At 36.9% G+C, this 13,474-nt stretch carries 8 protein-coding genes and 1 pseudogene; 4 read left to right on the forward strand and 5 right to left on the reverse strand.

All coding sequences use genetic code 11. The annotated features are described in order from the left end of the window. Positions 1-7: 7 nt before the first annotated feature. From ACFO6W_RS23030 to rbsK (ACFO6W_RS23050), 5 genes are all read right to left on the reverse strand, one after another. Entirely contained in the window at positions 8-3,172 is a 3,165-nt protein-coding gene (locus tag ACFO6W_RS23030; RefSeq protein ID WP_380000927.1) for a SusC/RagA family TonB-linked outer membrane protein, read from the reverse strand. A 210-nt stretch (positions 3,173-3,382) separates the two neighbouring features. Then, entirely contained in the window at positions 3,383-4,918 is a 1,536-nt protein-coding gene (locus tag ACFO6W_RS23035; protein ID WP_380000929.1) for an ADP-ribosylglycohydrolase family protein, read from the reverse strand. Next, positions 4,918-5,898, reverse strand: a complete 981-nt coding sequence (rbsK, locus tag ACFO6W_RS23040; RefSeq protein WP_380000931.1) for a ribokinase — start codon at positions 5,896-5,898, stop codon at positions 4,918-4,920. Before rbsK (ACFO6W_RS23040) ends, ACFO6W_RS23035 begins: the two co-directional genes overlap by 1 nt. Before the next feature lie 13 nt (positions 5,899-5,911). Further along, positions 5,912-6,919, reverse strand: a complete 1,008-nt coding sequence (locus ACFO6W_RS23045) for a GRP family sugar transporter (protein ID WP_380000933.1) — start codon at positions 6,917-6,919, stop codon at positions 5,912-5,914. 35 nt (positions 6,920-6,954) lie between these two features. Then, on the reverse strand, positions 6,955-7,881 hold the full coding sequence (gene rbsK / locus ACFO6W_RS23050) for a ribokinase (RefSeq protein ID WP_380000935.1): 927 nt from the start codon (positions 7,879-7,881) through the stop codon (positions 6,955-6,957). A 199-nt stretch (positions 7,882-8,080) separates the two neighbouring features. On the opposite strand from rbsK (ACFO6W_RS23050), the gene ACFO6W_RS23055 reads away from it, so the two are divergent. The 4 genes and pseudogenes from ACFO6W_RS23055 (at position 8,081) to ACFO6W_RS26475 (ending at position 13,198) form a co-directional block, all read left to right on the forward strand. Next, entirely contained in the window at positions 8,081-9,613 is a 1,533-nt protein-coding gene (locus ACFO6W_RS23055; RefSeq protein WP_380000938.1) for a hypothetical protein, read from the forward strand. Between the two features lie 202 nt (positions 9,614-9,815). Next, positions 9,816-10,823, forward strand: a complete 1,008-nt coding sequence (locus tag ACFO6W_RS23060; protein WP_380000940.1) for a glycoside hydrolase family 18 protein — start codon at positions 9,816-9,818, stop codon at positions 10,821-10,823. 30 nt (positions 10,824-10,853) lie between these two features. Further along, positions 10,854-12,071, forward strand: coding sequence for a DUF5009 domain-containing protein (locus ACFO6W_RS23065; protein WP_380000942.1), 1,218 nt, complete (start codon positions 10,854-10,856; stop codon positions 12,069-12,071). A gap of 64 nt (positions 12,072-12,135) precedes the next feature. Continuing rightward, positions 12,136-13,198, forward strand: a pseudogene (locus ACFO6W_RS26475) (acyltransferase family protein). Positions 13,199-13,474 lie beyond the last annotated feature (276 nt).

Here is a 13,474-nt window from a genome sequence, read left to right on the forward strand (position 1 = left end):
TATTATTTTAAAATTTAAGATTAGCACCAAACATTATTGTTCTAGCAGTAGGATAATAACCTAAATCTACTCCTTTTGACCAAGGAACACCAGCCGAATATCCTATATCGGGATCCATACCCGAATACTTGGTGAATGTGAACAAATTCTGGGCAGCAATATACAATCTGGCCTGCCCAAGTGGAAGTTTCGGCAGAATGTTCTTAAAGTCGTATCCTAATGTGACATTCTGAATTTTCAGGTAATCGGCATCTTCTATGTGGGTTTCCGAAAAGTAATTCCAGTTAGGGTGACTCATATTAGTCAGGCGAGGCAGATAGTTTGAAGTTCCCTCTCCATGCCAGCGTTCGAATATCTGCTGTGTATTGAAAGCCCGTATCGAACGGGCAATCTGGTGTCCAAACGCCCCATAAGTAGTTACAGACAGATCAGCTCCTTTCCATCCCAAATTCAAGCTAAAACCAAGTGTCAATTTTGGATGAGGATTACCAATCATTGTCCTGTCATTATCATCTATGACACCATTACCATCATGGTCGACAAAAATAACGTCTCCTATTTTTGCATTATTTAGTTTTACCGGTGTGCTTGCCAGTTGTTCGGCGTTCTGGAATACTCCTGCTGTTTTATATCCCCAGAAAGCGCCTATCGGATAACCGACCTGAGCCCGGAATATTTCAGGTGTTCCATCAATCAATACACCTGAAGGTCCACGTATGATACCTTCGTCATTATCAATTGATAATATTTTGTTGCGGTTTGACGCAAGATTCAGTTTAACTCCATAATTGAAATCCTGAATCCGGTCATTCCAGTTCAAAGCAACTTCAATACCCTGATTTCTTACACTACCTCCATTTATTGTTGGAGGATCTGCTCCCCAAATATCAAGTCCGGGAGCTTCCACTAGCCAGTCTATTGTTTTTTTTCTGTACCAATCGAAAGATATGCCTAAACGGGAATTAAAGAAACGCGAGTCAAAGCCTATATCTGTCTGATCCGAAGTCTCCCATTTTATCTCAGGATTTGGTATCTGTCTAAGATAAGCTCCTATATAATTCCTATCTTTGTCTGTACCAAAACCATATGGTGCGTAAAGAGCCATTTGAGCAGAATATAACCATGAACCAATATTACAGTTTCCATTTTGTCCCCAACTAGCCCTCAATTTGAAAAAATCCACAATGCCAGCGACAGGTTCCATAAATTTTTCATTAGTCATTACCCATCCTGCCGAAGCAGATGGATATTGTCTCCATTGATTACCTTTTGCAAAGTTAGAGGATCCATCGGCACGGAAAATAAAAGAGAACAAATAAGTTTCTTTCAGATTATAATTGACACGCCCAAAGAAAGAAGCTAATGCGCTATCACCCCATTTCGAACCTGATGAAGATCTCATATTAGCATCTCCTGATCCATTACTAACCCATGCATAGTCAAAAGAACCAGGGAATTGAGAACTTGTATTAGAGGCGCCTACAGATTCTCCGTTGCCACTCTTTTCTACTGATTGCCCTACCATGACATCAAAGTTATGGACATCTTTTACTTTAAAGATATATGAAAGTGTATTGTCCAAAGTCCAATTGAACCCATTCCATGCTGATTGGCTTATCTGGTCTACAGCCTGACCGGTAGTAGAAGACAACTGGAATGCTGGTACATATTGGCGGTATGTTCCGTCTTCTTTTTTATAGCCATAGCTACTCTTAAACTTTAAGTTTTTAATAGGTTGTATTTCTATATATACATTTGCCAGCAGCGAATTTGATTTTTCTTTATTCATACTCCGCTGGTAAACCATCGCGGCAATAGGGTTGTAGGTAGTTCCTTCTATATTCCATTCGTCTTCCAACTTGTTGGTCTGATCATAGAATCCACCATCTTTATTATAAACAGGTATCAACGGAGAATTAGTCAACATGTTCCTGATATCGTTCCAATACATATCATCAATCCCGATCCTTCCATTTTTTATCCTTTGGGTAAATGTTACATTTTCTCCTATTTTTATCGCATCAAAGTCCTTTACTTTCAACAAGACATAGTCAGAATTGATACGTGCCGTATATCTTTCATAACCGGGATCTGCCTGTTTACCCAAAATACCATCTTGTGAAGTGTATGAGAAACCAAGAGAGTATGTAGACATATCTGTTCCTCCCGTCATATTTATAGCATGGCTATAGGTAAGTGCATTTTTATTCCGGGTTTCATCCATCCAGTCAGTTCCGTTAAAGGTGCCATCCATTATTTGTTTGTAAATGACAGGTAACCTTTCTGCATAGTCAAAGGCAGGAGTGCCTTCATTGAAGTTCACTTCGTTTTGAATTGCCATATATTGTTTGGCATCCAGTGGTTTCAACATTTTATACACATTCTGAAACCCATAGTATGTATCATATGATATTGTGGGTTTACCTCGCTTTCCCTTTTTGGTCGTAATAAGAACAACCCCATTAGCGGCGCGCGCTCCATATATAGCAGCCGATGCAGCATCTTTCAGGATATCCACAGCTTCAATATCCGATTGGTTTAGATTGTTAATATCTCCTCCGGCTACTCCATCGATTACATATAAGGGGGTGGCATCTTTGATTGTACCCAAACCGCGGATGTTGATTTTGTATCCTTCTCCCGGCAAACCTGAGTTGGATGTAATATTTACTCCCGGCGACTGGCTTTGCAATGCTCCTAATACATCTGTGAAATTCAGTTTTTCAATATCCTGTCCCGTTACTTGTACAGTAGCCCCGGTAATGAGTTTCTTTTTTTGAACCCCATATCCCATTACTACAACTTCCTCTAAAGAAAGGCTGTTTTCAATTAATGTAACATTTATCATTTTCTGTGAGCCGACTGTGATTTCCTGTGTCAGGAAACCTACATATGTAAAAATAAGCACATCTCCCGCTTTGGCATCAATTTCAAATTTTCCATCTATATCAGTCATTGTAGCTTTAGTAGTCCCTTTAATAGAAACAGTAGCTCCAGTAGCAGGGAATCCGGTCTGATCGGTAACTGTTCCTGAAATTATATCCTTTTGTTCAGGAGCAGCACGTGTTTCATTTTCAATAGATTTGTTCTCGCTAATGCTGATCTTAGTTTCATGAGCATAGCCATATATACTAAGGAAACAGCATAAAATTGAAATAATTTGTGATTTCATGAGATAAAAATTTAAGTTCCGTCTATACCAGAAACACTCGGGTTCCCGGTATAAACTAATATTCTATGGGTTATTATATTTATGTACTTTGACTTAGCTTATCAGAATTTTGTTTAATAAATTAAACAAGGCATAATTGATTTCATAGTGTTTTCAGTTTTGGTAGTAGTTGGGTTTCATAGCATTATATTCCAGATTCTGAATCTTAACTTATTCGGAGTGTTTTGTGATAGCCGGTTTATCCGAGTAAATTACATAGTCCCATGTCCTCAGACGATAGTCGTCATTCGGAGCATATTCCACTTTTACTTTATGTTTGCCAAATGGCAGCTGGTATTTCCAAAATAAATCGTGGCGGCGATATTTATAACTCATTGGGAACTCTGCTGTTTCTACTTCTACACCATCTATATACAATTTGGCTGTCAATTCGCCATATGGAGCTTTCTCGTGCCTCCTTTGCGCATCACCTCTCAGAACAAAGCCTGTTCCTTCAAATTCAAATTCAACAGGATTTTTATCCGTACTGTAAAATTCTACTTTTTTGGAGGGATACATGCCCTCAAAATTTTGTTCGAGATGGACTGCTACAGGTTTCTGTGTTTTGATAAAAATATTCTCTTCCTCTACTTTTCCTCCATTTTTCTCTATCATATATAAAGCATGCTTCAGGCTCATCTCATAGACTTTATTTAAGGAAATATCTGTGTATTTAAAATTGATATCTTCAGCGTCCTTAAGGCCTTTCATCCAATATTCAGGAATATTACTATAGCCTAGGATTGTTCCTAAAATTCCTCCTGCTGTTGCCGGATTACAATCTGAATCGTATCCGGCACGAGTCGAAATGTCAATAGTCTTTGTATAATTACCTTCACCATACAGTAATCCTAATACAACATATGCTGCATTTATTGTAGCATCAATGTTAAATGCTTCAAATACGCCATCGGGGCAACCGATGTCTTCCGAATGCTTTTTCTGAATTTTGAACCATGTCTGATGCCAGTCATTAGGATATTGTTTATGCCATTTTATTACATCAGCAATACATTTGTAAAATTTACTTTGCTGAGGAATTGTTTTTAATGCTTCACTGACAACAAACCCTATATCGTCAGAAATAAATGCCAGACTGTACATAGCTCCAACATATACTCCTCCATACCATCCGTCTCCCGAATTCATAATATGGCCGATTTTATCACTTATCTCTGAAGCTGTATTCGGCATGCCCGGGGTCATCAATCCGGCATAATCGGCTTCTATCTGATAATCTATATCATCTGCATGTGGATTATTGAGCCAATGACCTGGATCTTTCACTCTTTTTACAATATTATAGCGTGCAACCTGATTGGCGTGCCACAGTTCATAATCGGCATGGGCAAATGCATGGGCAAAAGAATCGACAGGAGCATCCATGCCCACTCTCTCAAAGACTTCCACAAAGGTCAAATCCATATAGATATCATCATATATGCCCGGCCTTTCTGTCATCACATCTTTTACATAACCTTCATACCATTCTATCGGTTGGTAATCCTGTATAAAGGTTCCATTGAATTTAAACTCTGTAGAACTTCCATAAGTTACACCCAAAGCTTGTCCGGCCCACCCCCCTTTTATTTTATCCAGAAGACGTTCTTTAGTTAATGTTACTTCAGGAGGAAATTCTTCAACCTGCTTACACGAGAACAATGCAAACAAGACAAGAATAATTATTACTAGTTGTTCTTTCTTCATTATAGACTAGATTTATTTATGGTTTGATAGTTTATTAGTTCTTCTTTCAATTCGCATTGAGAGTTTAAGAATTCCATAACTTCTTCTTTTTTCGGGATTGAAGGTTGTGCGCCAAGTTTGGTTACGGAGATTGCAGCGGCGGCAGTAGCATAATTTACAGCATCAATGATATTGTCCGTATCCATCAAGTGCGCGATAAAAGCACCGCAGAATGTATCGCCTGCCGCAGTAGTATCTACTGATTTGACACTGTGAGCTTTAATATATTTCCGGATAGTTTCGGTATAAATATAAGCACCCTTTGCACCCATCGTCAATATGACTATGCCGGGTCCTTTTTTAAATAAGCTTTCTGCTATTATTTCAGGTGTGGAATCTGCATACTTAATTCCGGATATTATTTCCGCTTCGGTTTCATTCAGGATGAGGATATCTATCTGACTCAGGATTTCAGATTCGATCGGCCTTGCGGGAGCCGGGTTAAGCACCACCTTCACTCCTGCCTGTTTTGCGTATTTTATCAATTCAGTAACAGATTGATAAGGGATTTCAAGTTGTAAAAGTAAAACTTTATACCGTCCGATTTTATCCAGAATCTGATCCAGCTTTTTATCTTTAAAAACACCATTTGCTCCCGGCGCAACAGCGATACAGTTTTCTCCATTATCTGCTACAAAAATAAAAGCAACTCCTGTCTGATACTTTTTTTCTAAAAAGATATAATCTGTATTTATACTGTTTTCTTCAAAATACGGAATCAGATTATAGGTATAGGAGTCTTCTCCTAAATTGGTTGCAAATGTTACCTCACCACCTGAACGTGCTGTCGCAATAGCCTGATTAGCACCTTTTCCGCCATAAGCAGTAGTATATGTAGCATTACCAACTGTTTCGCCTGGCGCCGGAAGATGAGAAACCCTGATTATCGTATCGATATTGGTGCTACCTACAACAAGTATTTCTGCTTTTACATCTTTCATAATTCATCACAATTTATTTCCCTGCATAAACGATCAAGCCTAAGCCTAATAAGAAAAAGACAATCATTAAGGTAAGCAGAGTATTATTTATTTTCGGTCCACCTTTAAATTCTTTCCAGATAAATATTCCCCAAAGAGCAGCTATCATAGGCGCACCTTGGCCTAAAGCATATGAAATAGCAGCTCCGGCTTTTCCTGCAGCTATATAGCTGAATAGTGTGCCGACACCCCAGATAACTCCTCCGAAAACTCCTACTAAATGTGATTTGAAATTTCCTGAAAAATATTCCTTATATGCAACAGGTTCGCCAACAAATGGTTTTTTCATAACAAAGGTGTTGAAAACGAAGTTACTAGCGAGTATCCCCAAAGAGAAAATAAAAAAGGCGGAATATGGTGTAGCCATACCCTGAGTCGGAAATTCAAAATTATCTAAATCCATGGATGCTGCTACAAAACGATAAAACAATGACATGAGTATACCTGCACATACAGCGAGCAACAGACCTTTTCTTCCTGAACTTTTCTTTTCTCCGGTAGTAGTCATTTTACCTGATGCAATACTATTCAGAATAATAGCAACAGCAATTAAAGCAACCCCGGTAAACAATGTGACCGGATCTCCTTTGGGGACAGCGAAATAGTTAACAAATACTCCTATAATCAACGCTAACCCCACTCCTACAGGAAAAGCAACAGACATTCCGGCTAATGATACTGCAGCTGCTAATAAAATATTGGCTGCGTTGAAAATGATACCGCCAGAAAAGGCGTTCCAGAAGTTTGAACTTTCTATCTGTTGTAAATCCTCCATAAAACCGCGTCCGGATTCACCATGGCTACCGAGTGTAAACCCAAGTACGAGAGCCAGAACCACAATCCCGATCACATAGTCCCAATAAAACAATTCATAACGCCAGTTTTTCGCCGCCATTTTCTGTGTATTTCCCCAGGAACCCCAACACAGCATTGTAATAATGCAGAACAGAATTGCAATAGAATATTTTTCTACAATAAACATAATGTCTAATATTTGTTGATAAATAAAATAATCAATCAGGTTATGTCTACTTCGTAACGAAATGGGATAGCGCTCTGCGCACCAATACGTGTCACGGCAATTGCTGCCGCAGTATTTGCAAAAGCTACAGATTCCATTAGTGAATACCCTTCAGACAAATAAACACTCAACGCTCCACAGAATACATCTCCTGATCCGGTGGTGTCTACCGTTTCCACATCTTTTGCCAATAACCACCGGCAAGCGTCTCCTTCTTTTACAAAGGCGCCGTTTTTTCCCATTGTTACGACAACATTCCCAACGCCTTTACGGCTAATTATCTGTGCCGCCTTATGGGCGCTCTTTTCGTCTGAGACTTTTATTCCTGTAAGGATTTCAGCTTCCACACGATTGGGAACTATTGCATAAAGTTTTTTTATTAACTTAACACTCAGCGGTCGTGCGGGAGCTGGCTTAAGTATAACCTTTTTTCCCAGGCCATATGCCATATCCACTGCATATTCGACCGTATCTAATGGAATTTCTAATTGAATAAGTATTACATCAGCCTCTTTTATAGAATTAAAAGCTTTATTTATATCTTGTGGAGATAATGACATATTGGCTCCGGCCGCAACAATTATACAGTTTTCTCCGAATGAGTCGATTGAGATCAATGCTACTCCCGATGGATTCTGGTTATCGGTAAATATATACTCGGTTTTTATCATTTCGGATTTATATGTTTCCAGAGCCTGTATGCCAAATAAGTCGTTACCGATTTTCGAGATGAATGTAACATCCGCGCCTAAACGCGCCGCGGCAATTGCCTGATTAGCTCCTTTTCCTCCTGGATTCATTATGAATGTACCTCCCAGAATTGTTTCTCCGGGTATTGGCAATCTTTGTGCTTTCACAGTCATATCAGTATTGGAGCTACCGATGACCACAATCTTTTTCCGCTGATTGTATATTGTGCTCATAGTATTAGTTTTTAGTATGTGCAAGGTAGTATGGATTATTATATCATTTTTTTCTATTTTATACTATATATATAATTTCATTATTTAACAATAAATAAAAATATACTGTAAATAAGAGTATTATATAGTTTATATTTATATTTTTGTATAAATTCAGATAATATAAAAAGTAATAAAATATAAAAAACATATAAATTTTATGAAAAAATTTGATTCATTGACTTATTTAATAAACACACTATCCAAAGCTGAAAAAAAACAATTTGCTATTTCTTCTTCAAAAGGCGAAAGCACTAAGGATTATCTCACACTATATAATTTAATAACCAAATCAGATTCTGTTAATGAAGAGTCTATTGTCAAGGAATTCAGAAAAACAGAAAAAAAGGCCTCTTTTGAGATAGCAGTTCATTACCTCTACGAAAAAATTCTTGACTCGCTTGTATTGTTACGTAAAAAGAAAGATATATATTACTCTTTATTCCAAAAGTTATGCAAGGCTGAATTGTTATATGAACGCTCTATGTTTCGCGAGTGTTTCGATATATTAAATAGTGTCATAGAAAAAGCCAGAGAAAACCAGGTTTATGAAATTCTTCTCATGGCAACAAAGCTGGAGCTGGAATATCTGCTACGTCTCGACTTCCCCAATATATCAGAGAAAGAATTGTCACAAAAACATTATCAGCAAACAGAATCCATTAATCATATCCGCAAAATCACAGAACAAGCCTCTCTTTACAATTTACTTAAACATAGATTGACATACAAAGGAGATGTGCGATCCCGAAAACAAGAACAAAGCCTTAACGATCTGATGATAAGCGAGATGTATATTGCAACATCGTCGGGCAACAAGGAAAGTAATTTTGAAATGACTAAAAAGCATAAATTATTTCAAGCTAATTATTTAATGGGAATAGGAGACTATTCGGCAGCACTACGTTCTTTTCGAGAGTTGTCGGAATTGTTTGAAAACAACACACAATTCTGGGCAAATCCCCCTATATACTATATTTCTGTATTGGAAGGGATTCTGCGAAGCCTACGCACTATGGGGAATTATGAAGAAATGCCATATTTTGCAGAAAAACTCAAGGAATTATCAGACAATTATTCTTTAGAATTTAAGATCAATACTCTCTGTATAGCTTTCCAGTATGAACTGTTTCCTTTTTTTGATAAAGGAGACTATGCTAAATGCAAAGAAGTAATAACATTATACAAAGATGATTTATTTAATAAAGACTCATGGCTAAACCCTATCAGAAAAAGCGAACTATTGCTATATACCACCTTAGTCTATATAGGGCTCGAAGAATATAATAGGGCAAAAAAAACGATTAATTCAATAATACCTGAACATAATATGGAATATCTGCCTATTATGAAAACCATACGCCTTGTTAAATTGATAATATACTATGAGTTGGGTGATCATGATTTTGTCAGACATCAATCCCAATCGATTCGTAGAGGCATATCATTAAAAAAAGAACAGGCATTCCAAACCGAACACCTTATATTATGGTATCTGAACAAAGTAAATCTGCCTGTATTATCCGATGAACGAAAAAAGATGCTGGAAAAATTAGATAAGAAATTCAAAGAATTACATAACGATAAATACGAAAAACAATTACTAAGTATTTTTGACTTCACAATATGGATAGAATCCAAATTATTAAGAAAAAAAATATCTTATATATTAAATGCTAAAAATCAATTGTAATTATTTAACATCAACTAAATAATAAATTATAATAATCTAATAAACAGAAATATATAATAAAACAATCATTCATGTTTATATTTTGTAATTATTAAATATATAATTATTTTCAAAATCTCTTAATATATTTATTACCTAACTTGGTCAAAGATTTAATTAATCTGAGAAAATAGATTTGTACAGATCTAATTTAAAAGAGACTATGAGAAACCATAAGATTTTTTATTATGCCGTAGGTATAATGATATTGTTTACAACATGTAAAAAAGGGACAACAAACAGTAGTAACACGATCATAGTGGCATATGTCACATCCTGGTCAGACATTATGCCTGATCCGACACATTTAACACATATCAACTACGCATTCGGGCATGTGAGCGAAACATTCCGTGAAATACGGGTTGACAATGAAGAGCGATTAAAAGCGATAACCGACTTAAAACAAATTCACCCTCATTTAAAAATTTTCCTATCTATAGGTGGCTGGGGAAGCGGGCATTTTAGCGAGATGGCTGCAGATGATAATCTCCGGGAATTGTTTGCCAAAGATTGTAAACGAGTCGTTGATCAATTCAATCTGGATGGCATTGATATAGACTGGGAGTACCCGACAGACAGTGCTGCGGGAATTTCTGCATCAGAAGCTGATACCGATAATTTCACCTTATTGATGAAGGATATTCGTCAGATAATCGGAGAAGAAAAATTGCTAACCCTGGCCAGTTCTGCTAATGCCAAATATATCAATTTCAAAGAAATAGATCCCTATGTTGACTTCGTAAATATTATGTCATACGATATGGGATCTCCACCTTATCACCATTCCGGATTGTACAAATCTGAAAACACCAGATTTTCGGTTGACGAAGCAGTAAAAGCACATGTAGAAGCAGGTATGCCAATAAATAAATTAGTGATGGGAATACCTTTCTATGGACGTGCAAGTGATACAATAAAGAATGCGAACTATAATAATCTGATAAAATTGACTGGCTTTGATGAAAGATGGGATGATGTTTCTCAGGTTCCCTATCTGGTAGGTAAAAACGGAGAATTTATTTGTGGATTCGATAACTCAAAATCTATTGCTATAAAATGCCAGTATATTAAAGCTCATGGCATGTTAGGCGCAATGTATTGGGAATATAATGGGGATGACGATAATGGAACTCTGCGGAAAGCTTTACACAAAGAGCTGAATAATTAATTGATATCTTAGCTTAAAAACGATAGCACTATGAAAAACAATACGTCCGGCATATTTTCTGTCCGTAATAAATCCATTGATATATTAAGGGCTTTGACCATGTTGTTAATGATATTTGTCAACGATGTCTGGTCTGTAAGTGGTTTACCTGAATGGCTGGGGCATGCTAAGTGGGGGCAGGATATGTTAGGATTGGCCGATGTTGTATTTCCATGTTTCTTATTTGTTGTAGGGATGTCTATTCCATATGCTATCGAATCCAGATTTGCTAAGGGAATAGATGCGACTGACACCATTGCACATATACTAACTCGCTCATTAGCGCTACTGATTATGGGTGTATATATTGTGAACACCGAATCCGGCCTTTCTCCCGAGTCCGGCATGAGTTTCAATTTATACCGTATATTGATGGTTGCCGCATTCTTTCTGATATGGAATGTTTACCCAAAGACAGACAAGCAACATCTCAAATACACCTTTTCGGCATTGAAGATGGCAGGCTTATTATTGCTTCTTTTCCTTGGCATAATATTCCGTGATGCAAACGGAGGCATATTATCCCCTCGCTGGTGGGGAATACTGGGTATCATTGGATGGACATATCTGATCTGTGCATTCGTCTATCTTTTCACACGAGACCGTCTGAGATATCTTATTCCCATCTGGATACTCTTAATCATCATCTGTATATTACAGACTCCGATGAAAGAGGGACAATCGATTCTGAATCTACCAGGGGATAACTTTTTTAATGCGATGCTCAATATATTGCATATAAACAATGGCGCTCTTTCTGCTTTCACAATGGGCGGCATTATCTTATCCCTGATAAGTGCCAGATATAGAGATGTGAAAAAATCACAAAGACTCATATTTGCTTTTATAGTAGCATTTTTATTTATAATTGCTGGATATATAACCAACGAATACTGGATAATATCCAAGCTTGGAGAAACTCCTCCATGGGTATTTTATTGTACCGGGATTGCGATTTTTACTTATTCTATTATTTATTGGCTCGATTCGACCGGAAAAACGACATGGGCTAAAATCATAGAACCGGCCGGCAAAGCAACTCTAACCTGTTATTTGGTACCATACGTTTTATATGCAATACGATTCGTCGAATCTCCTGAATGGTTTAGAAATGGATTCCCAGGATTAATAAATTGTATTCTTTTTTCGTTCTTCACAATAGGTATAACCTATCTGTTGGGGCGTATCCACATAAAGCTTAAGATATAAAACAGGAATCTGACAGAACAAAATCCAATTATGAACCAGAAACCAATCTTCAAGGTTATTATCGCTGGATATTTTACGGGGAATAACCATTGCCGGTATGCTCCTTGTAAACCAATCCGGGAACATGGGGTGATGTATATGCCCCTCTTAACATGCAGAATGGAACGGATTGACCCCGACGAATCTTGTTTTTCCGTTCTTTATGTTTATCATGGGAATATCAACTTATCTCTCTTTGCGTAAAACAGAATTCAAATTTTCATCTGGCACTCAGTTTAAAATCCTTAGACGAATATTTGTAATTTTTTTTATTGGTTTGGCCTTATCTTGGGTCGAGGTATTTATAGGAACATATGACAGCCTGACAAATGAAAGTATAAGCATAGGAAATAAACTGTAGTAATCGATTACAAATTTTGAATATATTCACATCTTAGGCCTCATGCAACGGTTGGCTCTCACCTACTGCGCAGTTTCATTAATTGCTATTATTATAAAGCATAAATATATTCCAGCAATATTTATCTCTTTATTGGCTGGATATTCTGTCGTTATATTAGTTGGCAACGGATATGTCCAGGATGACGCAAGTATACTGGCAATAGTTGATCAGAATATTCTTGGTTCAATTCATATGTATAGTGAATATGGAGTTGATCCCGAAGGCATATTAGTACAATACCTTCTATAGCACATGTTTTGATTGGTTTCTGGATAGGTAGTATACTTATGAATATAAAAGACAACAGGGAGCGAATACTCCAATTGTTTATATATGGGCTATTTTTACTTTTGCGGGATTCCTGTTTAGTTATGTATGTCCGATCAATAAGAAAATATGGTCTCCGAGTTTCGTACTGGCTACATGTGGAATGGGAGCAACCTTATTTTCTCTGTTGATATCGGTAATTGACCTCAATAATAAAAAATGGAGTATATTTTTTGAATCGTTTGGTGCAAATCCGCTTTTTTTATATGTTTTCGGTGCATTTTTAGGAATCCTGATTGATGCAATCAATGTAAATAATACAACCCTCAAATCCTGGATATTTAATGGAATGCTCTCTTTGAACATGAATGTATATTTTACTTCATGCTTATCCTTGAACCATGTTTTTGATTCTTAAGTATGCAGAACAATAGAATTTAATTGATTTTCAATTGATAACGGAGAGAAAAAGAGAAACAGGTAACGATTTAGAAACAACCAAGATACTTCGTTTCGCTTTATTTTCATTAATTCAAATAACTCTTTTGACAAAAATATACAATATTTCATGGATAATCTTGAGTATGCCGGTTCTTCGTCAAATTTGATGCAGTCTTTTATCCGGTTTTAGATAGCCACCTTGCGCCTTAACAGTTCAAATCCGGCCCGTCCGTACATTTCCCTTTTCTTATTT

The organism is Dysgonomonas termitidis, from assembly GCF_042654545.1.
GTDB lineage: Bacteria > Bacteroidota > Bacteroidia > Bacteroidales > Dysgonomonadaceae > Dysgonomonas > Dysgonomonas termitidis.